This window comes from Tardibacter chloracetimidivorans, assembly GCF_001890385.1.
Lineage (GTDB): Bacteria > Pseudomonadota > Alphaproteobacteria > Sphingomonadales > Sphingomonadaceae > Tardibacter > Tardibacter chloracetimidivorans.
In genome coordinates this window covers 1081675-1108555 of the sequence record NZ_CP018221.1, presented here as the reverse complement: position 1 = coordinate 1108555, position 26881 = coordinate 1081675, and the positions used below count along the sequence as shown (strand labels likewise).

Sequence of the window (26881 nt, the reverse complement as noted above, 5' to 3'; positions counted from 1 at the left end):
GCCGCTCCGATCTCAGGTTCCGCTTCAGGCTGGCCGGTCATCTCGGGATGACGCTCGCGCAGCTTGAGGCGTCATTGTCGCACGCCGAACTGGTCCGGTGGATGGCATATGACGCCGTGGAGCCGATCGGCCAGCGGCGTATCGACGACGGGTTCCGGCTGCTCGCGGCGCTGATCTATTCGGCAAATCGCGGCAAAGACAGCCCGGAGCTTGGACCTGAAGATTTCCTGAAAACCTATGAACCGCCCGTCGAGCAAGACCCGATGGCCGAAGCTGCGGCGCTCGCCGCGTTCCTTGACCGGATGGTGGAGAAATCATGACGACAGCCGCCAGTCTTCACACCTCATTGGTGTTGGAAAGTTCGTCGTTCGTCGTCCCGCTGCGCAATGCGGTGACCGAGACAGAGCGGGGATCGCGGCGCATCAACGATTCGCTCCGGCGGGTCGACCGGGCGGCGGCGCAATCGCAGCAGCGCATGCGGCTGATGGGCTATCAGATTTCCGATATCGGCGCGCAGCTTGCCGGTGGGCAAAGCCCGTTCCTCATCCTTGCCCAACAGGCTCCGCAGATGGCCAACGCCATGGACGGCGCAAAAGGGGCGGTCGGGAGGCTCGCGGCGTTCTTTTCCGGCCCATGGGGAGCGGCCTTGCTGGCGGCGGGGTCGGTTACAGCCGTGCTGGCGAGCAAGCTATGGGATTCAAAGGACGCCACCGACGCGCATTCCACCGCGTCGATGACATTGACCGACGTTCTTAAAAATCTCGACGCGATCATGGAAAAGAACGCGGTCACGCTCAAGACCCGCCACGTCGAGAACATTGATGCTGCACAGGCGCAGATTCTCTATGCGGAATCAGCCCTGAAGGCTGCCGAGGCCGAACTTGCACTGGCCCAGGCGCGTCGCCAGTCCGCGTTGGAGGGGGCCGTTGGCGGTCGGTCGGCCAATCTTGGAGGCTTTGGCGCCGTAGATGCGGCGGACGTGGCCGTCGCGCGCGCGGAAGAACAGATTGCCAAGGTGCGCGGCGCAATCGCTGGCTCACGCTTGCAGCTCGACACCCAGATCCGGGTTCACAATCGCAAAGTCGACGATGATCTGAAGCGTACCGACGAGCAGCTGTCCAAGCGGGAGTCCGCCGCCGCGCGGCGTGCGAAAGCCGAACGCGAGCGCGCAGAGCGCGAGGCGCTGAAAGATTATGCATTTCAGGCATCCCTTGACGGCCAGCGCGCCGGGGCGGTGGCCGACACCATCGAACGCCTCTCCGAAACCAAACTGACCGACGTTTATGGCGGCGATCTTTTCCAAAAGATGGCGGATGACGCGCAGCGCGCCATTGGCGAATTTACCGAGGCGACCGGGCGACGTTTCGATGAACTGAACAAGAGTGCGGAGTCCTTCAATCAGGGGCTGTCCGATGGACTTGCGGATGCGCTGGTCGACGGCAAGAGTCTTGGCGACGTGCTGGTCAACAGCTTCAAACGTGCGGCGGCAGAGGCGCTTTCCAGCGGCATCTTCAACCTGATCGGCGGGGCCAATGGCAGCAGCGGCGTTGGTGGATTCCTGGCCAGTACATTCGGCGGGTTCTTCGCTGATGGAGGTACGCTCGGGGCGGGCAAATGGGGCATCGCGGGTGAGCGCGGGCCGGAATTGATCAAGGGGCCCGCGAGCATCATTCCCGCTCATGCCCTGAAGGCGATGAACGACAACTATGGGGGCGGCAACGTGACCGTCATGCAGACGATCGCGCCGAATTTCGCGGGCAATGCGGCGACCCGGGAAGAGGTGGCGCAAATGGCGGTCTATGCCCGCCAGTCGGCGATTGCCGGAGTGAAAGAGGCCCAGGCGCGCAGGGGCCCGTGGCGGTCGTGATCGAAAGCGCGGAGCAAGTGAATGGCTGATTTCACCTGGCCGGATGATCTCGTGCCCCATGCGATGTCATTCTACCATCAGCACAACACCATTGTTCACGAAAGCCCGTTCACCCGGCAGCAGCAGGTGCTTGGCCGATCGGCCCCGCGCTGGATCTGCAAGATGTCGTTCCGGGGCGGCGCGGGCGGGGTGACGCGGTCGCACGAGGTGGGCGCGAAGATCGAAGCGCTGCTGCTGCAGATCAAGGGGCCGCAGAAAACGGTGGCGATCTACGATTTCCGGCGCTCCGGGCGCGGAACCCCTCAGCTGGCGTTCGATGATTATGCGGCGACGATCGCCGAAACCTTCTTCGACGACGGCACCGGATTCGACGACGACACCGGCTTCATCGTCACGCCGGTGGGCGCGCCATCCAATTCGGCGATATCGGCCGGATCGACGCAGATCGCCTTGTCCGGCATCTGGCCGGGCACCAGGCCCAACCTGGTCGGCGATTATGTGGACGTCGGCGACGGCCGCCCGCACATGATCACCGATGTTCCGGCGGCCGATATCGACGGCAATCTGGTCCTGACGTTCGCGCCGCCGGCGGCTGCGGTGGCTGCGGCAAGCGCCGTCAGCTTTGAAAAGGTGCGGGGCACGTTTCGGCTGACGTCGGACGATGCAGGGCAGAATCCGACCGATGTTTCCGGGATCGCCAGTTTCGAGCTGGATTTTATCGAGGTGCTGACATGAGCCGCGATCTCGGGACGGCGCTTTCCAGAGAAGTCGTAAAGCCATCGCTCAACCCGTTCTTCGCGGTCGAGCTCGCGCTCGATGACCCGATCCGCGCGTGGACGGGGATCGGCGAGCTGAGCTTTGGCGGGCACACATGGCTGGGCACCGGCGCGCTCGGGACCGTCAGCGGGATCGGGGAAGACGCCGACGGCGCGGCGACAGGCGTTTCCGTCACCCTGTCGGGCATCGATCCGTCGTTCGAGGCCGACCTCATGGAGCAGGACTATCGGGGCAAGGGTTTTTCGCTCTACGTCGGCGCGCTCGATGAAGCGTTCAAGACGGTCGCGGCGGGGCCGAAGCTGCTCTGGAAGGGGCGGGTGGACAGCGTCGAGGTGCAGGACGGCGACACGCTGGCGATCACGATCACGGCGGAAAGCCGGATGCGGGACCAGGGCAGGCCGCGAATCCGCCGCTATACCGACCAGGAGCAGCGGCGGCGGTTTCCGGGCGACAGGTTCTTTGAATATCTGACGCAGATGGTTGAAGTCTCGATCCTGTGGGGCAAGGCCTGAATGCGCGTCATCGGCTGGGAGAAGCGGCTGCAGCAGGTGCTCGACGCCTGGGGCGATCGGGAGCACGGCTGGCAGGCGACGTGCGGTGATTTTGCCGCCGAAGTCGTCGAAGCCGTGGCCGGGCGCGATGTTCGCCCGCTGATCGGCCTGCCGGTGCGGTCGGCGCGCGAGGTGGCAGAGCTCTATCGCCACGCAGGGGTGCGGTCGCTCGCCGGCGCCGTGACGAAGGTGCTTGGGGAGCCGAGATCGCGCCTGATGGCCCGCCGGGGGGATATCGTCGAGGCCGACGGCGACATGGCGCTGGGCGTGTGCCTGGGCGAGCGCGCCGCATTCCTGCTCGACCGGGGGCTGGTCTTTCTCCCGATGTCGGCCGCCGTGCGCAGCTGGAGCGTCGAATGAGCAAGGCGGTGAAGGTGCTTGCCATCGCGACGGCGGTGGCGGTGAACGTCATCCCCGGCGCGGGGCAGGCGATTTCCAGCGCAATCCTGGCGACGATCGGGACTTCGTTCGCGGCGGTCGCCGCAGTCAGCGCGCTGGGGACGGCGCTGGTCGCCTATGGATCGCTCTCCGCCGTCAACCTGCTCAACAAGCAACTGGCGCCGACGCCCAATTCGCAAGGGGCTGCGCCGACGACATACCGGCAGACGCTGGGCAATACGCAGATCGTCTATGGCAAGGCGCGGGTCGGCGGGCTGATCAACTTCTATCACGCCGTCCAGTCTTCAGACGAATATCGCTATTTCGTCGTCACGATTGCAGGCCACCCGATCAATGCCGTCACCAAATACTGGCTGAACGATGAAGAGGTGACGCTCGACGGGTCGGGCATGGTGACGACGGGCAAATATGCGAACGGCGCGTGGATATGGCCCGATCTTGGCGATGACGACGCGACCGCCAATGCGACTTTCGTTTCGGAATGCGCGGGCAAGTGGACCACGGACCATCGCGGGCGCGGGATCGCCAAGCTCTATCTCAAGTTCGAGCTGACCGACGACCTGATCGTCAACGGCATGCCGAACATGACCTGCGAGATCGAGGGCAAGCGCGACATCTACGACCCGCGCGACGGATCGACCGGCTATTCCAGCAATGCGGCGCTGTGCTTTTACGACTGGCTGTGCCTGCCGCGCGCCGATGGCGGCTTTGGCGCGGATGCCGACGAAGAGGTGGACTGGGATTTCGTCGCCGCGCAGGCGAACATCTGCGACGAAGCGGTGCCTCTCAAGGCGGGCGGAACCGAGCCGCGCTATTCAGTCGACGGGCTGATCCAGACCGGCGCTGCACCGGATAACACGCGCGACGTGCTGGTGATGGCGATGGCGGGCTCGTTCACCTATGCGGGCGGCATCTACAAGGCCTATGCCGGCGCGTTCCGGACGCCCAACGCGGACGCGCTGTCGGAAGACGATCTGGTCCGCAACATCAACATCACCGCGCTGCTGCAAGGCGACAGGATCGCAAATGAAGCGCGTGGGACATTCAACGACCCGCGCCAGAAATATCAGGCGACAGATTTCCCGACGATCGCGCTGGCCAGCGGGGATGATCTCAAGTCCGTCGACATCGACCTGCCATTCACCAAAAGCTACACCGCCTGTCAGCGCATAGCGAAGATCCTGTTGAACAGGACGGCGGCCGAACGCGCGGTGACATGGCCGATGAACCTGGCCGGGCTGAAGATCGAGACGCTGGACAATGTGCAGCTGGCGACGACGCGCTACGGGCTTTCAAACTACACCTGGCAGGTGACGGGCTGGATGCTGGGCTCTGATTTTTCCGTGCAGCTCCAGCTGCGCGAGGAACAGGCGGACTGGTATGACTGGACGCCCGCCGTCGACGAGCAGGACCTGCCGGTCGCCTCGGAAGGCCTGTCTCAGCCGATAGCCTGGCAGATCGGTGCTGGCGCGGCGCCCACCAGCCTTGCGACCGGATCGACCAGCACCAGCTCGATCGATATCAGCTTCACGATGCCGGCGACGAACGCGATCGGCTGGCAGGTGCTCTACAGCGAAACGGCAGACATAGGGACGGCCACGGTCGGCGCGACCGGCACGGGCTATGCGCTGGGGCCGGTGGCCACCTCCGTCGGCGGGCTGGACAACGACACGACCTATTATTTCTGGGCGCGGGCGGTGAACCTGAACGGGACACTTTCGCCGGTGGCAGGGCCAGTGAGCGACACGACAGACCTGATCTGACCGGGACACGAGTTACTGAAGCACGGGCGGCCCTCATCGGCCGCCCTTTTTATGGGGAACATGAATGGCTTTGATCGACAGCATCCTGGTCGACGCGTCGCCGGTCTCGAAGAACGATCTGCGTCAATATCTGGCGGCGCAGGAATTCGCCGCGGTGAAAGGCCCTGCGTTCGGCGCAGTGGGCAATGGCTCGGCAATCGACACCCAGGCGTTTCAGGATGCTTTCGACAGTGGCAAGCCGCTGCTCGTAGCGGACGGCCATTACATGGTCGATGACGAGATTCTGGTAGGCAATCATGCTTATCTGGTGGCGCAGAGCATGCATGGGGTCATCATTGAAGGTACGCATTCCGGTGCTATCTTCAGGCTCAATGGCGGGGCATACGATCCGATCTTCAGCGACTTCTCGATGGCGGGCGCTGGATGCACCGGCTTCGCTGTTGGGGCGGGCGGCGGATCGGTGGAAACCTATCTTCTGCGGCCGAGACTGAGCCGTATCAGCTTCCATGATGAAATGACGTATGCGATCGATGCGCCGATCATCTATGGGGTGCTCGACACCTTGGATCTGGGCTATGAATACACCGGATCGCGCACCGGAGGTGCTCGCATCAGGTCTCATCATTCGGTAGGTAGCAACTACACGAACATGACGCGGCTTTTGAACAGCCGCGTTTTCTCAGGCACCGCGACCGAGGCAGCCATTGACATTGACGGTGGTCAGGGAATTGAAATCCTCGGCACCGGCTTCGAGCAGGGCGGCAAGGCGCTACGCATCAATAATGTCAACGGCTTCAAGCTGGGTGGCGGGTCATGGCTTGAGCATATGGCGGTCGGCACCAGTGCGGGTGATGCTATCATTGAAGTTGGGGAAACCATCATTGCCCCAGAAATCGCTGGTGTGACAGCGTCGAACAATAAAGGTCACGCGCTCATCAGGTACGCGGGTTGGCATCCGGGACAGACCACGCCCACGGACCCCGGCGCGACGTTCGGCCTTGACATCCACCACAATGTTTTCGCGCTCGGCTGGGACCATGGCGGCGGTGATACGGGCGACATCCTTCCGATCTACAATACCGAAGGCGTTTCCGCACTGCTTCCCGCTGACGGTTCCGTCAGTTGGTACAAGAACACCGTGACAGGCGGGCCTGCCGGAAACAAGCTGGTCACCAAAACGGATTTCAGGGGAGGGCCGCACTCGCCCCGCCTCATTGCGAAGGTCAACACGGCGGGTGCCGGGACGCTCATATACTGCTCCGATCCCGCAGGGACGTTGAGCTACAACGGCACGGGCGACGTCAGCATCACCAATCTGTCTCACCCGCTCGGCCGCGACACCGACCACATTTTTCCGCAGGTCCACAATGGCGGCGGGACAGAATGCCGCGCTCTATTTAGCAACACGCAATCCGTGCGCCTCCAGAGCTTCGATTCGGCAGGTGCCGCGATCGACGGGGAGCTGACCGTTGTGATCTATGGGTCGTAAAGTCGCGTCAGGCTGCCACCCTCAAGGCATTCGGCCAGTCCTTGTCGAACGGAAGGACTCCATCCGAGGCCATGAAGTAAAGATTATGTCGCTCCGGATAGGCGGTCTCGAAGGCGAGGACATTTTTAAAGTAGGGCTTGAACACTCGCGTCATGTCTTCGAGCGATTTAAACTCGTACTCGTGCTCGTGGTGTTGCTCGCCTCCGTCGTCGCGCTCCTTGATCGTGTAGCCGGAGAGAATAGCCCCGGGGTTCATGGCAGCCTTGATGCGCCCCATGATCGCGGCCATTTCGTCTTCGGTGAAGTGCTCGATCGCCGCATCCCAAATGATGTGATCGTATTGTCCTGCAGGCAAACGCTCTCGGATATCACACAGTTCATAGCGGACATTGGGTGCGCGGTTGAATCTGTTGGCGTGCCTAATGGCGGTCGGGTCGAAATCGCACGCCGTAACGTGAGCCGCCCGCCCTGAATAGAAATTTCGGGTGAAGAAACCGCCACCACAACAGATTTCAAGGACGTTTGCTCCAGCTGGCATCCCCAGCACGCTGTAGACGCCACGATCCCAGAGCCAGGACGTTCGTTTCGCGGGCCATTCGTAGTGCTGAGCAAGGTAAGTATCGAACCACTCCGGGTTCGGGTGAACTCCCCACTGCATGAGAAATTGCGCTTTGTGGGTGAGGCGGGACAATGCGCGCACCCAACCGTTGACGGTGACGGCGACAGGAAGGGTCGTGGCCCTGATGGCTCGCAGCATTGTGCTCATTCGATTTCCCCCTTTGTACACAACAATCTCGAACGTCATCCGGCCCTCTAGAGTCAGCGCGGCCTAGAAACAATTCAAAATCTGATCCGACGCGAAAGGATTAACCATGAAAATCGTCAAATGCCTGATGGCGGCGCTGCTTGCGTCCGTCATTGCTTCGCCGTGCCTATTTCCTGCGCAGGCCGCGACCTATCACGCAGCGACTGCCGCCGAGGTGAGGGCGCTGCTGCCGAAGCTTGCCGATGGCGATGTGGTGGAGCTGGGCGACGCGCCGATGGGCGTGGTGCGCTGGGGCGGGCTGAAGGCCGTGACGATCCGGGGCGGCGTGTTCGACCAGATCACGCTCGACAAGCCGCAGGGGCCGACCTTCGACGGCCTGCGGGTGTTGATGCCCGCCACGGCCGCGACGCCCGCCTATCAGCGCGCGGTGCAGCTTTATGGCGGCCATGCCACCATCCGCAATTTCGAGATTTCGGCGACGGCTTACGACGCGGCGCAGCCGCGCAAAGGGCTGGGCCTGATGTTCGACGGCCGGGCCGGTGCCAATGGCCAGATCACCGTCGAGAATGGCGTGCTGCATAATCTGGACCAGGGCCTTGGCTGGCTGGAGCAGCCGGTGGGCGTGACGGTGCGCAACGTCACCGTGCGCGACTTGTCGACCGATGGGATCCAGTTCGGCGGCGCGGACAATGTGCTGATCGAGAATTTCACCTGCGGCGCGCGGGTGGCGACCTATGCCGGCGCGCACCCGGACTGCATCCAGATCGCGTCGACCGGCGGGCCGGTGAACAACCTCACCATCCGCAATGTCGCGATCGATGGCTGGATGCCGACGCAAGGCGTGTTCCTGGTCAACAACCCCACGGTGCGCGGCCGGAACTGGACGATCAGCGGCGTCCGCATGCTGGGCTATTTCTATCGCGGCCTGACCATCATGAACGCCGATGATGTGAAGATCAGCGACGTGGTGCTGACGACGCCGATCAACGCCGTCCATTTCTCGATGCTGACGCTCGACAATGTCGACGGGGCCGAGATCCGCGACACCATCGCCTGCAGCCATGCGCGCAACAATGTGACGGGCCTTGTCGAGAGCGGCCGGGTGACGATCCCGTGCCGCAGGCCCGCCGCCTATGTCGGGGTGGGCGCCGGCGGCAATGGCGCGGCGCTGCCCGACACCTCGGCGCTGGATGCGACGATCGCCGTGCTGAAGGCGGAGGTGGACCGGCAGGGGCAGGTGATCACGGCCGTTCGCGCCGCGGTGCAGTGAGTTTCGGATAAAAGGGGGCGTCATCGGTGGACTGGAAAGATGTTGTGCTCTGGCTGCTCGCCTGGGGCGGCGGGCTGGCGATCTGCGGGGCGAAGCTCGCCTATATGCTGTTCGGCATATCGTCTGAGCCGCCCGACGATCCGACCGCGCTTCGGGCATGGGTGCGCAAGCGCAAGTGGCTGGTGATCAGCGAGCTGGCGGCGCTGCCCGCCTTCGCCTCGATCGCCGTCATCGTCGGCAAGCTGCGCGCCTGGCCGCTGGAAGGCGTGGTGCTGTTCTCCATGCTGCTCGGCGCGCTGGGCTTTGCATTCTTCCTGGACGCGCTGCGCACATTGGTGAGCCGCCGCCTTGGGCTGAACCAGGGGCAGGGAGGCGCAAATGGTTGAGCTGCTGATCGTGCTGGTGGTGGGCTTCGGCCTGGTGTCGGCGGGCGCGCTTGGCAAGGCGTGGAAACATGGGGCCGAATGCGATCGGGCAAAGGGGGTGTGCGACGATGAACGCCGTTGAAATCGCGGAAATTCAGCGGCGCATAGGCGCCGCGCCGGACGGGATATGGGGGCCGCTCACATGGGCGGCCCTTTTCGCATTTGCGGGGTGTCGCGATGCGGGCCGCGCCGAGGCGCTGGGGCTTGGCGGGCACCGGCATCTGAAAGCCTATGGCATCTTCACGCCGCTGCGGATCGCGCATTTCATGGCGCAGGCAGCGCACGAAACGGGCGATTTCTGCTGGCTGGAGGAAATCTGGGGGCCGACCAATGCGCAGCAGCGCTATGAGGGGCGTCTCGACCTTGGGAACACCCAAGCGGGCGACGGCTATCGCTTTCGCGGCCGGGGCATCTTCCAGCTGACCGGACGCGCCAACTACCGCGACATGAGCGTGGCGGTGCGGCGCGACCTGCTGGCCGAACCCGAGCTGGCTGCCGACCCGGAGATATCGGTGCAGATCGCCGCCAGTTTCTGGAAATCGCGGCGGCTCTCGCCATTGGCCGATCAGGACCGGGTCGAGGCGATCACCAAGAAAATCAACGGCGGTCTGAACGGCTTCCCGCGTCGGGTGGCGAAGCTGGAGCGCTTGAAGGAGGTATTGCTGTGACTACGATCAATCTGTTCGCATACACCGCGCCGGGTGCTGACTATCCGGGCTATGTGTCCATAAACCGAAATGCTGCCGGCGACGTCGAAGTGACGGTTCGGTCCGCGCCGACAGAGGTCGACGGTATTCGGATCTGCGGGCAAACTTGCCGCCCGGGCGGGGATTTCTGCAACAACTACTGCAATCTGGCTCCCGAGAAGGGACCGATGGCGGATCGGGCGCTGCCCCATACCTTCGTTCGCGAAGGGATCACCAGCAGCTTCACGATTCCTGCGGCGGAGTGGGCTGCCTTTGCCGATGGGCCAAAGGCCCGGTGATCGGCCAGCCTTACCTTGCGCTGGTCGGCGTGCTGGCGCTGGTCGCCGCCTACGGCGCGGGCCGGTGCGACGCTCACAAGATCGAGGCGGGCAAGCAGGCGGCCATCGATCGCGCCGAGGCGGCGGCCGAGGCGAAATACCAGCGCGCCAGCGCCGATCGGGCGCGGCAGGAACTTGAAAGGGAAGCGCGCGATGAGACCGCCAGCAACACCATCACCCGCACGATCGAGCGGATCGTCACCCAGCCTGGCCCTACTGTTTATCGCAATGTGTGCTGGGATGGGGACGGCGTGCGGGCCTACAACCTCGCGGTCGAACTTGCGAATGACCGTCCAGGAATCCTTCCTGCGGCCGTGCGAGAAACTGGAAACCCTGCCGCCGGGCGAAAAGACCGGGGCGATGACGCTGATGCCGGCGACTGAGGTGGTGCACCTCTATGGCATTTGCGCCAAGCGCATGGATGCGCTCGCCCGCGAGGTGCGGAAGGCGCAGGCGGACTGACTGCGGCGAGCGCAGGTCCTGCCCTCAGGGAGAGTTCAACCCTCCCAGATCGACATGCATCCAAACGGTGGGTTGGTCGTGACATAGAGGTTATCTTGTATCTCGTTCCGATGCGGGACGAGAACGATGCGATATTCATTGTCGTCGGCGTATCTCGGGCGCTTCCGCATAACGACGTCCGCTAGAGGTACGTCGGCCATATAATGGAAGTTGTTTTCGCCGTACTGCACCTTTCCCCAGCTTATCGACTTCATTCGATGGGCAATAGCTTCGCCAGTGAGTAGGCGGCCTGTGCGCGATATGAAGTCTGCGAGCCATTCCGGATCAGGCAATTTAACAGCGCAATCGTAAGGATCGGGCCGGCTATTTTGCTTAGCAAAATGTTTCAGCAACTCTCGCGGTTTGCCATAGGAAAAGGAAAACACATATGCATCGGCCGTATGGGTCGATCTGCATCTATTTATTGATATATGGCCCGCGGTGGACCGAATGTCGAAGCCCAAGGATTTCAGCCTCGCACGTTTCCGAGGCTCGACCGAACCTGCTTCAAAGTAGTCAGTGATGTCGAAGTGGGTGAGGCCTTCCTCTGCGTCACCGATGTGCGCGTCGCCTTCTGCTTCGAGCTGTCGATATCTAGCGAATGATCCAAATTGGAAAGAGCCGCCGATCTGTTTCGGCGCATGAACCCGATGCATCAGGCGGTAGAATCCTTCCTCATTCATGCCGCCGCAATGCCTGACCGTGCAACATTTCACAAGCGTTTTGTTCCCTTGATGTTCCGCATCCATGGCAGATGCTGGCTGCATGGGACCACCGCCGATTCGCACAATCAAGGATCTGGACGATGCCGGGCACGATCTCCGGCTCTGGTGCTATGCGTGCGAGCGGGAAGGGATGATCGATAGCATCATCTGGGAGGCGTTCGTCGCCAAGGGCTGGCCGATAGAGCTGGATCAGGCGCGGCGGCGCTTCAAATGCAAGAAGTGCCGATCGTCGCGCGACGTGCTGCTGGTGGCGGCGACGCGGCCGAAGCCCGATCGGGAAATCACCTGGTCGAATGTCGTTCACGCCTGGTTCTTCAGCCGGAAGTCGAAGCGGCTGTTCAAGGGCGCGGTGGAAGAGCGGCGGCGCTAGAGCGTCGTCAGGCCGCGATCCGCATCAATTGCGTCGGGAAGCACGTCTGAAACTGCTCGACCGGCTCGCCATCCAGCCAGGGCTTGTATTGCTCTTCGTGCAGGATCACCGGCATCGCCTTGGCGTGGATCGGCCGCACGAGATCATTGGGCGCGCAGGTGAGAAAGGCGAAGCGCGGGCCGAAATCCGTCGGCCGCCATGCGCCGGCGAACATGAACGGCTGATCGTCGACCATCGAAAACCAGGCCTCGCGCTTCCTGCCCGTTTCAGGATCTGGCTCTGGCGTCCATTCGGCGAAGCGGATCGCCGGGACCATGCACCTGAAATCGGCCTTGGCGAGCGTGCCGCGCCAGAATGGCGAGCTGAGGTTCCGGATATTGGTGACCGGCTTGGTGGTGGTGCCGGTCGCCAGCGGGATGCCCCAGCAAATTTCCTCGACGATAATCTCACCCTGCGCCCGTCGCAGGATGGGCGCGGGCCTGTCCTTCCCGCCCGGCCAGGACGGATAGGCGTCGCCGCCGCGCAGCTTTCGCGGGCCGCGCCATTCCAGGTCGCGCGGCAGCTCGCGAAACTCGTAGGGCACTTCATAGTGGTTGCACATCGTTCAGCGCTCCGGTGCATCTCCGGTGCAACTGCCTCAGAATCGCGATTCGTTCCATGCCTGTTCGCGGTCGTGTTCTCGAGCGAATGTCGGAAATCCGCCGAAAATTGCCTTAGCCCCAGTGTTGACATCGCAGGGGTCGCAAGTTCAATCCTTGCCGCGTCCACCATTCAATCAACGCTCGTCTCCAAGGTTCAGGGCTTCACCGCCCGACACATTTTTGGATGCAAATAATGTCTCAGCGGTTCGTGTCGGACAGGACGAAACGCGCCCTAATGATCACTGTCCTACAACTCCGCCGTTGATTATCCTTGGCGGCCGGCGCGCCATCGCTATGGACCGATATTCTGAAAAACGCCCGTCAACGACCTGTGCATTGGTGCAACTTTCGTCACTTTCGGTTCATTTCGGGACATGCCGAGCCATAAGCGCGGCTGTCCTACCGGGCTTCGGTTCGTTATCAGCGCCGCATGCTTGTTGATCCCTGGTTCTACGCCATCGCCGTTCCGGCCGTTATCCTGCTCGGCTTGTCAAAGGGCGGGTTCGCCGGCGTCGGCAGTATCTCAATGCCGCTGATCGCGCTGGTGATCCCGCCTGTGCAGGCCGCCGCAGTCGTCCTGCCCATCCTGATCGTGCAGGACGTGGTCGGTGTCTGGGCGTTCCGGAGGACGGTGGACTGGCGGATGCTCGCCGTATTGATGCCGGGCACCGTCATCGGCGTGGGGCTGGGCTATCTGTTCGCGACGCAGGTTTCGGTAAAGGGCGTGCTCGGCATGGTGGGCGGGCTCTCTGTTCTCTTTGGCGTTCATCGCCTGTGGACGGAGGGGCGCGGCCCGCCCGCCGCGACGCGCGGCCTTCCTGAATGGATGGGAAGCCTCTTTGGCGCGGCGTCCGGTTTCACCAGCCAGATCGCCCATGCGGGCGCGCCGCCGTTCCAGATGTGGGTGATGCCGCGCAAGCTGTCGCGGGACCTGCTGGTCGGCACCACCGCCGTCTATTTCGGCGCGACCAACTGGATCAAGGTGCCTGCCTATATCGCACTCGGCCAGTTCACCGCCGCCAATATGCTGATAACGGCCACGCTCATTCCCGTTGCCATCCTCTCGACCTTTGCGGGCGTGGCTCTGGTGCGGCGCGTCTCTCCCGACAAGTTCAACCGCATCATCTATGTTCTGATGATTCTCGTCGGCTTGAAGCTGTGCTGGGACGCGGCCTTCTGAAAAGGGCGTTCACTCGGGATAGCGGATGGCGATGATCTCAAGCTCTTTCGCTCCGCCCGGAAGCTGGACGATGCGCAGATCGCCTACCGCCGCGCCGCGCAACGCTTTGGCAATTGGTGTGTTCCAGCTTATCCGTCCGGCGGCGGCGTCCGCCTCGTCCACGCCGACCAGCGTGTAGGCGCTTTCCCGGTCGTCCTCGTCCGCCACGGTCACCGTCGCGCCGAAGAAGACGCGGTGCTTGTCGGGCTGGCGACGCGGGTCCACCACCTGCGCGTCCTTCATGCGCTTTGCCAGCCGGTTCAGCTCGCGGTCGATCTCGCGCAGCCGCTTGCGGCCGTAGATGTAGTCGCCATTCTCGGATCGGTCGCCATTGCCCGCCGCCCATGACACCACCTCCACCATCTTCGGGCGCTCCTGGTCGAAGAGCTGGTGGTGCGCCGCCTGCAACGCGGCAAAGCCTGCCGGGGTGATGTAATTTGGCTGCGACATGGCCGGTCAGGCAATCAGCATTGGGCGCTTGCGGCGGCGCTCTGCATCGGCGTTCCGGGGACGGCGCAGCGTTCCGCGGCGAGCGATGCAGTGGCGCCGCGCGCCCGGCCCAGATAGGCCGACAGCCGCCGCACGCCTGCCCGCATGCTCGCCTTCGCGGGGTTCAGCACGTCATAGATCACTGCATTCTCAAGCACGCGCTGCACATAGTTGCGCGTCTCGTAGATCGGGATCTTCTCGATCCATTCGATCACGTCGACTCCAGCCAGGCGCGGGTCGCCGTTCGCCGCCACCCATTTGTTCACATTGCCCGGCCCGGCGTTATAGGCCGCCACCGCCATCACATGATTGCCGCCATAGCGGTCCAGCAGATTGGCGAAATAGGTGGAGCCAAGCATGATGTTGTAATTGGTGTCCGTGGTCAGCCGGCTATAGTCATAGGGCAGCCCCACCTTGCCCGCCGTCTCCCGCGCGGTGCCGGGCATCAGCTGCATCAGCCCGCGCGCGTTCGCATGGCTCACCGCTTCCTTGTAGAACTCGCTTTCCTGGCGCGTGATGGCGTGGATCATCGTCCAGTGCCGCTCCATCAGCGGGCTGAGCGGCAGGCGCGGATAGCCTGCGGTCCAGAGCCAGCTGTCGCTCGATTTGCGGGCGTTGCGCGCCAGCCGCACGCCAAGGTCGGGCCGGCTCACCGATCGGGCAAGCTCGGCCACCATCAGCTGCTCCTGCTCGTTCCAGGAGTTGTCGGCAAGCGCGCGGACAAAGGTCGTCAGCCGCTTCTGGTCGCCAAGCTCGGCCAGAAGGCGGGTGGCGCGCACCACTTCCTTCCCCTCGAAAGCGGATCGGTCATAGGGCGCGATCGTCGCCTGCGGGGCGGGAGGAGTGGCCACAGGCCGGCCAAGCTGTTCCAGCGCAAGCTGACCATAGAAATGATCCGGGTGCGACCCGGCCTTCTCATAATAGCTGCGCGCCTGCGCGACCTGCCGCGCGGCTTCGGCGGCGCGTCCGGCCCAATAATCGCCCTTCGACTGGGTCTGGGGCGTCTGCGCCGCCAGGCTGTATCGGTCGAAATGCACCACGGCGGACGCGGGGCGGCCAAGGTTCTTGTACGCTGTCCATCCGGCCAGCCATTCCAGGCTGGTCAGAACGTCGCGTTCGGCATACGGCTGGTCACGAAGCACGGTGCCGGGGAAATAGGCGTTGGTATCGGCCGCGATCCGATAGGCAAGATCCCACTGGCTGTCGTTGGCCGCGGCCCGTGCGTAATCCAGGTGCAGCTTCATCCAGGGCAGCGGATAGCGCACCGATCCGGGCGCGACACGGGCCTCGGCCAGCGTTCGGCGCGCCCCAATCCAGTCGCTCGTGTCGCGCTGCCAGCGCGCCTTGTCGGCGATGAGGCCGGGATCATTGGGGTAGAGCGACCACACCGACGCCAGCCGGGCGGCGGCATCGGGCCACTTCAGCTTCATTGCAAGCCGCGCGTCATAATAGCGCCTGCGCTGCGGAGTGACGAAGCTGATCTGCCGTTGCGCGGCCGACAGCGCGTCGTCCCACAACAGTCGTTCCATCCGGCTGTCGTGGTCGGCAGGCGCGAGATCGGCGGCAAATCGCGCCAGCAGCCGGTTCTCGTCGTCGGGCGCCAGTGTGCCGCCTACCCAGGCCGCCCGTGCGTGGAAGATCGCGTCCGCCCTGCGCCCCATCGCAGACAGCGCTTCGGCAAAGCGCAGGCTGCCGGTGTTCGTCATTGGCGGAAAGCGGGTGAAATGATCCACCACCAGCGACGGCGATGTCATGTCGGGCCTGACGTTCCGCTCTGCTGCGCGTCGCATGGCCGATTCGCCGGGCCAGCCGGGGTGTTGGCGCAGGAAAGCGGCGTAGCTTTCAAACGCAAGGCTGTCGGACTGTCTCAGCGAATCCCATTGCAGGATCGCTTCGGCCAGCGGGTCCGCCTGGGCGGGCGGCTGCGACGGAGCGGCCGAAAGCCCCAGCCGGGCGCGATACCATTCGCGCGCCTGGGGCGTCACGGACGCCGCCGTCAGGGCAAAGCCGGACAGGCCCAGCAGCAATAGAGTCGACAAACGACGGAGCCTTCTGGACAGAAGGGGATTGGCGTCCTTATCAGGCGCGAGGATTCGGGCACGCAATAACATGGGTGCATGATAGCGTATTTGCGGCCGGGGTGAAGGAGCAATGCCATGTTTCAGGGTTCCATCCCTGCGCTTGTGACACCATTTCGCGACGGCCGTTTCGACGAGGCGGCGTTCACGTCGTTCGTGGACTGGCAGATTCGCGAGGGTTCTTCCGCTTTGGTGCCGTGCGGCACGACGGGCGAAAGCGCCACGATGACGATCGAGGAGCATAATCACGTCGTCGACATCTGCATCAAGGCGGCGGCCGGCCGGGTGCCGGTGATCGCCGGCTGCGGATCGAATGATACGGTGATCGCGGCACTTCACATGAAGCACGCGAAAGAAGCCGGCGCCGCGGCGGCGCTGGTGGTGACGCCCTATTATAACCGGCCCAACCAGGACGGGCTCTATCGCCATTTCGCCTATCTGGCGGAACAGTCGGACCTGCCCATCATTATCTACAACATTCCGGGCCGCGCCGCCGTCGACATGACCGTTGCGACAATGGCGAGGCTTGCCGCCGACTATCCGACGATCATCGGCGTGAAGGACGCGACCGGCGCGATCGCGCGCGTCTCTTCCCAGCGCCATCATTGCGGGCCGGATTTCTGCCAGTTGTCCGGTAACGACGACATGGCGCTCGCGTTCAACGCCGGCGGTGGCCGGGGGTGCATATCGGTGACCGCGAATGTCGCGCCGGGGCTGTCCGCGAAGTTTCAGAAGGCGATGCTCGAAGGCCGCTGGGCCGACGCGCTTTCGTTTCAGGACCGGCTGTGGCCGCTGCATGACGCGCTGTTCACCGATGCTTCACCCGGACCTGTCAAATATGCGCTTTCGCGCGTGCGTGCTGAAATGCCGGGGGAACTCAGACTGCCTATGACCTGGCCTTCCGAAACGTCGCAAAAGGCTGTTGACCGGGCGCTGGAGCATGCAGGGCTTATCTGATGGCGCGTCCCCAGAATGCCTCTTTCGACAAGGCGAAAACCGTCGCCGAGAATCGGCGCGCGCGCTATGAATACGCCATAAACGAGGTGTTCGAGGCTGGCATCGCGCTGACCGGGACCGAGGTGAAATCCCTTCGTTTCGGAGAGGGTACGATTGCCGATAGCTATGCCGAGGTGAAGGGCGACGAGCTTTGGCTGGTCAACGCCAACATCCCGGAGTTCAGCCACGGCAACAGGTTCAACCATGAGCCGCGCAGGCCGCGCAAGCTGTTGATGAAGGGCCGCGAAATCGCCAAGCTGGGCGGGGCGGTGACGCGGCAGGGCATGACGCTGGTTCCTCTGTCGATCTATTTCAACCAGCGCGGCCGGGCGAAGGTGGAACTGGCGCTCGCCAAGGGCAAGAAGCTACACGACAAGCGCGAGGCGGAAAAGGCCAAGGACTGGAAGCGCGAGCAGGCGCGCCTGATGCGGGACAGAGGATAGGACAAATCGCCGTGGGCATGCCGGGCTGGATCAGGAAGAACATGCCGCAACGCGAGGAGGTGGCGAGGAATCGCTGGCTTCGGCCGGTGGCGCACCGGGTCTTGCGGTCCGAACTGTGGCGGTTCACGCGCCGCTCGGTCCCGCGCGGAGTCGCGCTGGGCGTGGTCGTCGGAATCCTCGTCCCGGTCGCGCAGACCATCGTCGCGGCGTTTCTGGCGCTGCCCTTCCGCGCCAATGTGCCGGTCGCGGCGGTCACGACCTTTCTCACCAATCCTCTCACCACGCCGCCATTGTGGGTCGCCGCCTATTATCTCGGCAGCTGGATGCTGAAGTTTGATTCCATGACTCCCGATACCGAGGTCACCCGACAGGCGCACGGCTGGATCAGCGATTGGTTGGCTTGGCTGCTCTCCAACGCGGCTCCGGCGACGGTGACCGGCCTTGTCACCCTGGCCCTGGTGTGTGCGGTGATCGGCTACTTTCTGTCGGCCCTTGGTTGGCGGATTTGGATCGCCCGCAAATGGCGCAGGCGCCAGCATTGCCGGACTTGCCGGAGCCATTGACCGTTCTCATGGTGCGCCTTCCCTTTGAGGGGGTGGACGCTGGCGCTCGACGCGTGTCTTATGGGTGGCAGTGAGAAGAGGTTTCCGTCCGGCATGAAGGGCTTACCGACCGATCCCGTTCGTGAGCAGGCATCCCGCCGGGACCGGGTTATGCTCACCATGGCGGCTGCCGCGTCGACGGTCGCCGCGCTCGCGTCGGCCGTCCTCATAAGCTGGGCACTTCAGGATGTGGCGTCGGGCGCGATCTTCGGGGCCGTGATTCTCGGCGCTTCCGCACTGACCTTTGCCGTCACGCGCGGACGCACCGCCGCGCGGGTGGCGGCGACGGCGACGGACTGGACGGCGACCCGCCTGACGCTGGATGCAATGGGCGGCGCGGCGGCGATTTGCGACGTTAACGGCCGCCTCGTCTGCGCGAACCAGGCCTGGGCGGAAAAGGCCGGGGGCTATCGCGCGCCCGCCGAGCTTGCCGGCACTGACGCAGAGGCGGTCGACGCGGTCGCCCGAGCGCAGCAGCAGGCATGGCAACAGGGAAGCGCTACCGTCGTTTTCGCCCCGGCCGAAGGGTCCGGCCGCCGCGTGCTTTCCATAAAAAGGATGGAGGGCAAGGACGAATGCTGCCTCTGGCTGCTGGAAGAACGGATCGGATCGGCCGTCCGGGACACCGCGCGCGCATTGATCTCGGGCGATGTGGGGGAATGGTTCTCGCGCGCCGGCGTCTCGGCCGTCATCACCGACAGCGAAGGCCGGATCATTGCGGCCAATGCGACGTTCAGGACCACCATCGGCCGGGATGATCTGGTGGAGCAGGAAGCCACGCTCACCAGCCTGCTCGACCTCGATCAGTCGGGCGTGGTCCGGGTGCTTGACGGAGAGGGGCGGCGCGATCCGGTGCGGGTGGTGGAGCTTGCGCTGGGCGGGGAGCCGCACGAGCCGCGCACCTATCTGTTCCTGCTGCTGGATGAAACCGGCGGCGACTATGGGCGCGCTGCAGGGGCCGCCGAATCCTCTGCCTCCATTCCGGCGCTGCTCGGAACGCTCCCGCTTGGACTGGCGCTGACGGATCGCGACGGTCGCTTCCGCTTCATGAACCAGGCCTTCTGCAGGGCCGCCGGCATCGGCGAGGGCGAGGAGGTGCTCTATCCCAGCGATCTGGTGATGGAAGACGAAAAGGCGATGGTCGCCGACGCCATTCGCAAGATGGCGACTGGCCAGCCCACGCTTCGCGATCTGCGGATAAGGCTGAAAGCCGCGCCCGAAGAGCCGATCGTGCTCACCCTGGCGCGGGTGACGGGTTTCGGCCTGCCCGCCGTGATCCTCTACCTTGCCGACAACAGCGAGCAGGAAAAGCTGGAGCGGCAGGTCGCGCAGGCCACCAAGATGCAGGCCGTGGGCCAGCTCGCCGGTGGCGTCGCGCATGATTTCAACAACATCCTCACCGCCATCATCGGCTATTGCGACCTGATGCTGCTGCGCCACGGGCCGGGCGACAGCGATTTCGACGACATCACCCAGATCAAGCAGAACGCCAATCGCGCCGCCAATCTGGTGCGTCAGCTTCTGGCATTCTCGCGCCAGCAGACATTGCGTCCGCAGGTGCTGCAGATCTCCGATGTGGTGGGCGAACTGTCGCACCTGCTGAAGCGCCTGCTGGGCGAGCGGATTACGCTGACCGTGAAGCATGGCAGAAGCCTGGGTGCAGTGCGTGCAGACCCCGGACAGCTGGAGCAGGTGATCGTCAACCTCGCCGTCAACGCGCGCGACGCGATGCCCGAAGGGGGCGAGCTGTCGATCTCCACCTTCGCCGTGTCGGCCGCCGACGCCCGGCGGCTGGGCGCGGATATCCTGCCGCCCGCCGACTATACGGCGCTGAAGGTCTCCGACACGGGAGCCGGAATACCGGCCGATATTCTCGCCAACATCTTCGAGCCCTTCTTCACCACCAAGGAAGTGGGCAAGGGGACCGGCCTTGGCCTTTCGACCGTTTATGGAATCGTGAAGCAGACGGGCGGCTATATCTTTGCCGAATCGGAGCCCGGCCACGGCGCGAGCTTCACCATCTATCTGCCCGTCCACGCGGCGCGGGAAGGGACGGAGCGGCCCGCAGTGCCCACCGGCTCCAAGGCGCAGGGCAACGAGCTTTGGGGTGTCGGCACCATTCTTCTGGTGGAGGATGAGGCGACCGTCCGCGCGGTGGCGGAACGCGCGCTCGTTCGCAAGGGCTACAGGGTCGTCACGGCGGCCAATGGCGTGGAGGCGCTGGAGCGGCTCGCCGAGGAAGATCACATAGACCTGCTCATATCGGATGTGGTGATGCCTGAAATGGACGGGCCGACGCTGGTAGCGAAAACGCGCGAGGAACGGCCGGACCTGCCAATCGTCTTCATGTCGGGCTATGCCGAGGAGCAGTTGCGCCGTTCGATCTCGGTGCCGGGATTCGCCTTTCTGCCGAAGCCCTTCTCGGTCCAGCAGCTGGGCGAGGCGGTTCGCGACGCACTTGCAAGGGCGCAGGAAAAGCGGGAGCGCGAGGGCGCCTGACGGCGTTGTTCGCACTCAAAAGTTCCCCTCTTGTTCTCATGGAACAAAACGGGTATGCCAAATCCGTTGATGCGTGGCTCGCGCATGTTTACGGGAGGCTCAGATGTCGGCTCAATTGCGGGTGGTGGAATCCAAGAACATGACTTCAGCTTCAGATCGTCAAAAGGCGTTGGACGCCGCTCTTGCGCAGATCGACCGGGCGTTCGGCAAGGGTTCGGCCATGAAGCTGGGCTCGCGGGAAGCCATGGAGGTGGAGGCCGTCTCCACCGGCTCGCTGGGGCTGGACATCGCGCTCGGCATCGGCGGCCTGCCGCGCGGCCGGGTGGTCGAGATTTACGGGCCGGAAAGCTCGGGCAAGACCACGCTTGCGCTCCACGCCATCGCCGAAGCGCAGAAAAATGGTGGAACGGCGGCTTTTGTCGATGCCGAACACGCGCTTGATCCGGTCTATGCCAAGAAGCTGGGCGTCAATATCGACGAGTTGATCGTCTCCCAGCCCGACACCGGCGAACAGGCGCTGGAAATCACCGATACGCTGGTGCGGTCCAACGCCATCGACGTGCTGGTTATCGATTCGGTCGCGGCGCTGGTTCCCCGCGCCGAAATCGAGGGTGAGATGGGAGACAGCCATGTCGGCCTTCAGGCGCGGCTGATGAGCCAGGCGTTGAGGAAACTCACCGGCTCGATTTCCCGCTCGCGCTGCATCGTGATCTTCATCAACCAGGTGCGAATGAAGATTGGTGTCATGTACGGCAATCCGGAAACGACCACCGGCGGCAATGCGCTGAAATTCTATGCGTCTGTCCGTCTCGACATTCGTCGCACCGGGCAGATCAAGGACCGCGACGAGATTGTCGGCAACACCACGCGGGTGAAGGTGGTGAAGAACAAGGTCGCTCCGCCGTTCAAGCAGGTGGAGTTCGACATCATGTATGGCGAAGGCATCTCCAAGGTCGGCGAAATCCTGGACCTGGGCGTGAAGGCCGGGCTCGTGGAGAAATCGGGTGCCTGGTTCAGCTATGATTCGCAGCGGATCGGCCAGGGGCGCGAGAACGCAAAGACCTTCCTCAAGGAAAATAGAGAGCTTCTCGACCGGCTCGAGCAGGCGATTCGCGCGAATGCGGCCGGCGTTTCGGAAGCATTGATGGGCGATCCGGAAAGCGACGGCGACGAAGAGCCCTGATTTGTCAGTGGAATAGTTCAGCGAACGGCGCGGCGGCGGCCACGCCGTTCTTGGCGTGGCGCATGCCGACGCATGAGCGGCCATCGCCTGCGCAAAGGACTGACGCTTGCCGCCCACACTCCCGGCGAATCTTTCATCCGGCCTTTTCACCGGCGCGTTTCGCCCCTAAGTCCGCCTCGAATGTGCATTGGAGACGGGTCTTGACCTCGACGAACGACATCCGCCGATCATTTCTGGACCACTTCGCGCGCGAAGGTCATCAGATCGTGCCCTCGGCGCCGCTCGTTCCCCACAATGATCCGACGCTGATGTTCGTCAATGCGGGCATGGTGCCCTTCAAGAATGTCTTCACCGGGCTGGAAAAGCGCCCCTACAGCACCGCCACGTCCTCGCAGAAATGCGTCCGCGCCGGCGGCAAGCACAATGATCTCGACAATGTCGGCTATACCGCGCGCCATCACACCTTCTTCGAGATGCTCGGCAATTTCTCGTTCGGCGACTATTTCAAGGAGCGGGCGATCAGCCTCGCCTGGGATCTGGTCACACGCGGCTGGGGCATCGATCCCGCCCGGCTGACGGTCACCGTCTATCATACCGATGACGACGCCTTTAACCTTTGGCGCAAGATCGCGGGGCTTCCCGAAAGCCGCATCATCCGCATAGCGACATCGGATAATTTCTGGGCGATGGGCGACACCGGTCCGTGTGGCCCCTGTTCCGAGATATTCTTCGATCACGGAGAGCACATCCCCGGCGGGCCTCCCGGTTCGCCGGATGAGGACGGCGACCGGTTCGTAGAGATCTGGAACCTGGTCTTCATGCAATATGAGCAGATGGACAAGGAAACCCGGGTCGATCTGCCGCGCCCGTCCATAGATACCGGCATGGGGCTGGAGCGGGTCGCGGCCGTGCTTCAGGGCGTTCATGACAATTATGATACCGACACGTTCAAGGCGCTGATCGCTGCTTCCGGCGAATTGACGAAAAGCGATCCCATGGGGCCGATGAAGGCCAGCCACAGGGTGATCGCCGATCACCTGCGCGCGGCCGGTTTCCTCGTGGCCGATGGCGTGCTTCCCGCAAACGAAGGCCGCGGCTATGTGCTGCGGCGGATCATGCGCAGGGCGATGCGCCACGCCCATCTGCTTGGCGCGGCCGAGCCGTTGATGCACCGTCTTGTGCCTGAACTCGTCGCCGAGATGGGCGGCGCCTATCCGGAACTGGTGCGCGCGCAGCCCCTCGTCGAAGAGACGCTAAAGCTGGAGGAAACCCGCTTCCGCCAGACGCTGGACAAGGGGCTGAGGCTGCTGGAGGACGCGACGGCGGGCCTGAAGGCGGGCGACACCATGGCCGGGGACATCGCCTTTCGCCTCTATGACACCTATGGCTTCCCCTATGACCTGACCGAAGACGCGCTTCGCGCCCAGAATCTGGCCGTGGACAGGGCGGGGTTCGACGCCGCAATGGCCGAGCAGAAGCGCAAGGCGCGCGCGGCCTGGAGCGGGTCCGGCGAAAAGGCGTCGGACGCCATCTGGTTCGATATCGCCGAAGAAGGCGGCTCGACCGAATTCACCGGTTATGTCTCCGACAAGGCGGAGGCGCAGGTGATCGCGCTGGTGAAGGACGGGCAGCGGGTCGACAGCGCGGGCGCTGGCGATATGGTCGACATCATCGTCAACCAGACGCCGTTCTATGGTGAAAGCGGCGGCCAGATGGGCGACGCGGGGACCATCACCGGCGACAATGGATTGAAGGCGGCGGTCAGCGATACGGCCAAGCCGCTCGGGCGGGTCCACGCACATCGCGCCGCGATCGAGGCGGGAACGGTCAAGGTCGGCGACAGCGTGCATCTCGCGATCGACGCTGAACGGCGCGCGCAGATTCGCGCCAATCACAGCGCTACCCATTTGCTGCACGCGGCGCTGCGCGCGCGGCTGGGTGGCCATGTGACGCAAAAGGGCTCGCTGGTCGCAGCCGACCGGCTACGGTTCGATTTCAGCCATCCAAAGGCCCTGTCGGCCGACGAAATCGCCGCGATCGAAGCGGATGTGAATGCCCATATCCGGTCCAACGATCCGGTCGGTACGCGGCTGATGACCGCGGATGAGGCGATCGCCGCCGGGGCAATGGCGCTCTTCGGCGAAAAATACGGCGAGGAAGTGCGCGTCCTCTCCATGGGCCGCAAGGACGAGGGTTCCTATTCGGTCGAACTGTGCGGCGGCACCCATGTGGGGGCGCTGGGCGACATTGCTCTCTTCAAGATCTTGAGCGAAAGCGCGGTCGCCAGCGGCGTCCGGCGGATCGAGGCGCTGACCGGCGAGGCCGCGCGCCAGTGGCTGACCGCACGCGAGGACAAGCTGCGCGAGGCTGCTGCAGCGCTCAAGACCTCCCCCGATGAAGTTCCGGCCCGTGTCGCCTCACTGGTGGAGGAGCGGCGCAGGCTGGAGCGCGAGCTTGCCGATGCGAAAAAGCAGCTTGCGCTTGGCGGCGGTGGAAACGCCGGGGCGGAGACGGCGAGCGGACCGGAGCAGGTCGGCGGCCATGCGTTCATCGGTCAGGTGATCGAGGGGCTTGATCCAAAGGGCCTGCGCGGCCTGGTGGACGACGCGAAGAAGCGGCTTGGCTCGGGCGTCGCAGTGCTCGTGGCGGTGAACGAAGGCCGGGCGAGCGTCGCCGTCGGAGTCACCCAGGACCTTGTCGCCACCCACAGCGCGGTCGATCTGGTGAAATCGGCCGTAGCCGCGCTTGGCGGGCAGGGCGGCGGCGGCCGTCCCGACATGGCGCAGGGCGGCGGTCCCGAAGGCGACAAGGCGCAGGCGGCCGTGCAGGCGGTGCGACAGGCGCTGGAGCAGGTCGCGGCAGCCGCCTGATGTTATTCGTGGGGGTCGTCGCCGGTCCCCGCCGCGTCACGCAGCCGCCTTCGTTGCAGCGAGGGCGCACGGTCCATCTCGGGTGCGAGCGCCTTGATCTCCTCGCGTAGTTCGGCCCGGCGCTCGTGGATCGAGGCGATCACCGGACCCATCGCAACGCCCAGGTCCACAAGCACGGCCTCCGATAGCTGGAGCGAGGATTCCAGCGTCTCCGGCACGGCGTCGGTCGCGCCCGCCCGGTAGAGTTCGCCCGCATGGCCGGAATCGCGCGCACGCGCCACGATGCACAGCTCCGGCCAGTTTTCGCGCGCGCGGGCCGTGGTCGCCACATTCTGTACTGGATTGTCCATCGTCAGCACCAGCGACGCGGCATGGCCAAGGTCCAGCTTTTCGACGAAGCCGGGCCGCGCGACGTCCCCGAAGACGATCGGATAGCCTTCGTTGCGCGCGCGCCGGACGGTGTCGGCATCGGCATCCACGGCGATGAAGGTCTTGCCGTGCCGCTCGAGCATCTGCGCCACCATGCGGCCCACGCGGCCGAAGCCGATGATGACGGTTCGGCCGTTGTGCCCCTGTTCCAGAAGCTCCAATCCCGCGTCGCTCCGGCTGTCCACGCGCCGCGCGACGTCGCGGCCAAGCCGGGCGAGCAATGGCGTCGCGGTCAGCCCGATCGCGGTCACGACCTGCCAGAAGCTGGCCGTGTCCGGCCCGATCAGCCGCGCCCCCTGCGCCGCCGCCAGAACGATGAGAGTCGTTTCCGAGGGTGAGGCCATCAGTAGCCCGACTTCGGCCGAGACACCGCCCGGCGTCCGGATCAGCCGCAGCAGCCCCGACGTGACCAGCGCCTTCAGCAGCAGCACGCCGACCGTCGCCAGAAGAAGCATCGGCCAGTTGGAGATGATGAACGGCAGGTCCAGGCTCATGCCTACGGTGATGAGGAAGACGCCAAGCGCCAGCCCCTTGAAAGGCTCCGTCATCACCTCGACCTGGGCGCGATACTCCGTCTCGGCGATCAGGAGTCCGGCCAGCAGCGCGCCGACGATCGGTGACAGCCCGGCAAGCGTCGTCGCCATGCTCGCAAGGATGATGACGAGGAGCGCGGCCGAGAGGAACAGCTCGGGGTTCTTGGTCCGCGCGGCCTGTCGAAACAGCCGCGGCAGCAGCATCCGCCCCAGCAGCAGAAGCGCGATGACGGTCGCGCCGCCCATCCATAGCACCCTGAACAGACTGTCCAGATCGTCGCCGCCACCCAGCGGCCCCAGCACGCCGAGCGCGAAGATGATCGGCACCAGCATCACATCCTCGAACAGCAGCATCGAGAAGGAGGCCCGCCCGACCGGGCTTTGCGTGCCGACCATCGGCAGCACCAGGGCGGTGGACGACAGCGCGAGCGCAAGGCCGAGCGCCGTCGCGGTCTGCCAGCTTGACCCGGTCGCGAGGATAATTCCCCCGATCAGCAGCGACGACAGCAGCAGTTCAGCAGACCCTATGCCGAACACGAGTTGTCGCATGTCCCACAGGCGGCGGAACGAGAGTTCAAGCCCGATGGAGAACAGCAGCAGAATGATGCCGATTTCAGCGAACGGCTCTATCCGTTCGGCGTCCGAGATCGAAATCCAGGCGACCCATGGAAGATCGTCGGTGAGCGCCCCCAGGCCATAGGGGCCTGCGAACAGGCCGACGAGGATGAACCCGATGACCGGGTTGACGCGCAGCCGGTGAAACGCGGGAATGACAAGCCCCGCGCTGCCGAGCACAACCAGAGTTTCACGAAAGCCGGGGGAGTCGATCGGCAGGGCCATTGGTTCATCTTGGCGGCTGCGCGCGCAAAATGCCAGCGGGGAGGAATGACCATCGCCAGGTTACGGAAGGCTGCCGACGGTGGGGCTGCGCGACGCCGCCGCGACCGGGATGGCGTCCGGCCGGTGCTGTAC

27 protein-coding genes are annotated in these 26881 nt (G+C 64.2%); 21 read left to right on the top strand and 6 right to left on the bottom strand.

Annotated elements, in window-relative coordinates:
- The first annotated feature begins 47 nt into the window (after window positions 1-47).
- The 7 genes from BSL82_RS05670 (at window position 48) to BSL82_RS05640 (ending at window position 6846) form a co-directional block, all read left to right on the top strand.
- Window positions 48-320 carry a phage tail assembly protein T gene (locus BSL82_RS05670; RefSeq protein WP_072596413.1) on the top strand — a complete coding sequence of 91 codons (273 nt, stop codon included), beginning with the start codon at window positions 48-50 and terminating at the stop codon, window positions 318-320.
- Complete coding sequence (locus BSL82_RS05665; protein WP_072596412.1) at window positions 317-1867, top strand: phage tail length tape measure family protein; 1551 nt, start codon at window positions 317-319, stop codon at window positions 1865-1867. The genes BSL82_RS05670 and BSL82_RS05665 overlap by 4 nt, the downstream gene beginning before the upstream one ends.
- A gap of 21 nt (window positions 1868-1888) precedes the next feature.
- On the top strand, window positions 1889-2602 hold the full coding sequence (locus BSL82_RS05660) for a hypothetical protein (protein WP_072596411.1): 714 nt from the start codon (window positions 1889-1891) through the stop codon (window positions 2600-2602).
- Window positions 2599-3156, top strand: coding sequence for a hypothetical protein (locus BSL82_RS05655; protein ID WP_072596410.1), 558 nt, complete (start codon window positions 2599-2601; stop codon window positions 3154-3156). The genes BSL82_RS05660 and BSL82_RS05655 overlap by 4 nt, the downstream gene beginning before the upstream one ends.
- Window positions 3157-3555, top strand: coding sequence for a DUF6950 family protein (locus BSL82_RS05650; RefSeq protein ID WP_072596409.1), 399 nt, complete (start codon window positions 3157-3159; stop codon window positions 3553-3555). It abuts the gene before it with no gap.
- The gene (locus BSL82_RS05645; RefSeq protein ID WP_072596408.1) at window positions 3552-5357 is read left to right on the top strand and encodes a phage tail protein; all 1806 of its coding nucleotides are present in this window, start codon (window positions 3552-3554) and stop codon (window positions 5355-5357) included. The genes BSL82_RS05650 and BSL82_RS05645 overlap by 4 nt, the downstream gene beginning before the upstream one ends.
- A 64-nt stretch (window positions 5358-5421) precedes the next feature.
- Window positions 5422-6846, top strand: a complete 1425-nt coding sequence (locus tag BSL82_RS05640; RefSeq protein WP_072596407.1) for a hypothetical protein — start codon at window positions 5422-5424, stop codon at window positions 6844-6846.
- 7 nt (window positions 6847-6853) lie between these two features.
- Here BSL82_RS05640 and BSL82_RS05635 read toward each other — a convergent pair whose 3' ends face one another.
- Window positions 6854-7612, bottom strand: a complete 759-nt coding sequence (locus BSL82_RS05635) for a class I SAM-dependent methyltransferase (protein ID WP_072596406.1) — start codon at window positions 7610-7612, stop codon at window positions 6854-6856.
- 106 nt (window positions 7613-7718) lie between these two features.
- Here BSL82_RS05635 and BSL82_RS05630 point away from each other — a divergent pair, with 106 nt between their 5' ends.
- The 6 genes from BSL82_RS05630 to BSL82_RS05610 are packed head-to-tail and all read left to right on the top strand — an operon-like array spanning window position 7719 to window position 10714.
- Complete coding sequence (locus BSL82_RS05630; protein WP_072596405.1) at window positions 7719-8882, top strand: right-handed parallel beta-helix repeat-containing protein; 1164 nt, start codon at window positions 7719-7721, stop codon at window positions 8880-8882.
- A gap of 26 nt (window positions 8883-8908) precedes the next feature.
- Window positions 8909-9268: a hypothetical protein gene (locus BSL82_RS05625; RefSeq protein ID WP_158010708.1), complete on the top strand. Its 360-nt coding sequence runs from the start codon at window positions 8909-8911 to the stop codon at window positions 9266-9268.
- On the top strand, window positions 9261-9389 hold the full coding sequence (locus BSL82_RS21540) for a hypothetical protein (RefSeq protein WP_257786822.1): 129 nt from the start codon (window positions 9261-9263) through the stop codon (window positions 9387-9389). The genes BSL82_RS05625 and BSL82_RS21540 overlap by 8 nt, the downstream gene beginning before the upstream one ends.
- Window positions 9376-9975, top strand: a complete 600-nt coding sequence (locus BSL82_RS05620; RefSeq protein WP_072596403.1) for a glycoside hydrolase family 19 protein — start codon at window positions 9376-9378, stop codon at window positions 9973-9975. The genes BSL82_RS21540 and BSL82_RS05620 overlap by 14 nt, the downstream gene beginning before the upstream one ends.
- Window positions 9972-10292 (top strand): hypothetical protein, encoded by a 321-nt coding sequence (locus BSL82_RS05615; protein ID WP_072596402.1) that lies wholly within the window; start codon window positions 9972-9974, stop codon window positions 10290-10292. The genes BSL82_RS05620 and BSL82_RS05615 overlap by 4 nt, the downstream gene beginning before the upstream one ends.
- The gene (locus BSL82_RS05610; protein ID WP_072596401.1) at window positions 10289-10714 is read left to right on the top strand and encodes a hypothetical protein; all 426 of its coding nucleotides are present in this window, start codon (window positions 10289-10291) and stop codon (window positions 10712-10714) included. Before BSL82_RS05615 ends, BSL82_RS05610 begins: the two co-directional genes overlap by 4 nt.
- A gap of 114 nt (window positions 10715-10828) precedes the next feature.
- Here BSL82_RS05610 and BSL82_RS05605 read toward each other — a convergent pair whose 3' ends face one another.
- Complete coding sequence (locus BSL82_RS05605) at window positions 10829-11515, bottom strand: hypothetical protein (RefSeq protein WP_158010707.1); 687 nt, start codon at window positions 11513-11515, stop codon at window positions 10829-10831.
- Window positions 11516-11579: 64 nt separating this feature from the next.
- Here BSL82_RS05605 and BSL82_RS05600 point away from each other — a divergent pair, with 64 nt between their 5' ends.
- Window positions 11580-11927: a hypothetical protein gene (locus BSL82_RS05600; RefSeq protein WP_226998640.1), complete on the top strand. Its 348-nt coding sequence runs from the start codon at window positions 11580-11582 to the stop codon at window positions 11925-11927.
- Window positions 11928-11934: 7 nt separating this feature from the next.
- Here BSL82_RS05600 and BSL82_RS05595 read toward each other — a convergent pair whose 3' ends face one another.
- Entirely contained in the window at window positions 11935-12528 is a 594-nt protein-coding gene (locus BSL82_RS05595; protein WP_072596398.1) for an SOS response-associated peptidase family protein, read from the bottom strand.
- 470 nt (window positions 12529-12998) lie between these two features.
- On the opposite strand from BSL82_RS05595, the gene BSL82_RS05590 reads away from it, so the two are divergent.
- Entirely contained in the window at window positions 12999-13748 is a 750-nt protein-coding gene (locus BSL82_RS05590) for a sulfite exporter TauE/SafE family protein (protein WP_072596397.1), read from the top strand.
- A 9-nt stretch (window positions 13749-13757) separates the two neighbouring features.
- On the opposite strand, the gene greB is transcribed toward BSL82_RS05590, so the two are convergent.
- Window positions 13758-14237 carry a transcription elongation factor GreB gene (gene greB, locus BSL82_RS05585; RefSeq protein ID WP_072596396.1) on the bottom strand — a complete coding sequence of 160 codons (480 nt, stop codon included), beginning with the start codon at window positions 14235-14237 and terminating at the stop codon, window positions 13758-13760.
- Between the two features lie 14 nt (window positions 14238-14251).
- Window positions 14252-16315 carry a lytic transglycosylase domain-containing protein gene (locus tag BSL82_RS05580; protein ID WP_226998639.1) on the bottom strand — a complete coding sequence of 688 codons (2064 nt, stop codon included), beginning with the start codon at window positions 16313-16315 and terminating at the stop codon, window positions 14252-14254.
- 117 nt (window positions 16316-16432) lie between these two features.
- Here BSL82_RS05580 and dapA point away from each other — a divergent pair, with 117 nt between their 5' ends.
- From dapA to alaS, 6 genes are all read left to right on the top strand, one after another.
- On the top strand, window positions 16433-17311 hold the full coding sequence (gene dapA, locus BSL82_RS05575) for a 4-hydroxy-tetrahydrodipicolinate synthase (protein ID WP_072596394.1): 879 nt from the start codon (window positions 16433-16435) through the stop codon (window positions 17309-17311).
- On the top strand, window positions 17311-17793 hold the full coding sequence (smpB, locus tag BSL82_RS05570) for an SsrA-binding protein SmpB (protein WP_072596393.1): 483 nt from the start codon (window positions 17311-17313) through the stop codon (window positions 17791-17793). Before dapA ends, smpB begins: the two co-directional genes overlap by 1 nt.
- A gap of 17 nt (window positions 17794-17810) precedes the next feature.
- Entirely contained in the window at window positions 17811-18356 is a 546-nt protein-coding gene (locus tag BSL82_RS05565) for a DUF2062 domain-containing protein (RefSeq protein WP_072596392.1), read from the top strand.
- A 93-nt stretch (window positions 18357-18449) separates the two neighbouring features.
- Entirely contained in the window at window positions 18450-20894 is a 2445-nt protein-coding gene (locus BSL82_RS05560) for an ATP-binding protein (RefSeq protein ID WP_083579062.1), read from the top strand.
- A gap of 103 nt (window positions 20895-20997) precedes the next feature.
- Window positions 20998-22077 carry a recombinase RecA gene (recA, locus tag BSL82_RS05555; protein WP_072596390.1) on the top strand — a complete coding sequence of 360 codons (1080 nt, stop codon included), beginning with the start codon at window positions 20998-21000 and terminating at the stop codon, window positions 22075-22077.
- Between the two features lie 200 nt (window positions 22078-22277).
- A complete protein-coding gene (gene alaS, locus BSL82_RS05550; RefSeq protein WP_072596389.1) occupies window positions 22278-24947 on the top strand; it encodes an alanine--tRNA ligase in 2670 nt (889 codons plus the stop codon).
- 2 nt (window positions 24948-24949) lie between these two features.
- Here the strand turns inward: alaS and BSL82_RS05545 are convergent, their stop codons facing one another.
- Window positions 24950-26749, bottom strand: a complete 1800-nt coding sequence (locus BSL82_RS05545) for a cation:proton antiporter domain-containing protein (protein ID WP_072596388.1) — start codon at window positions 26747-26749, stop codon at window positions 24950-24952.
- Window positions 26750-26881: the final 132 nt, after the last annotated feature.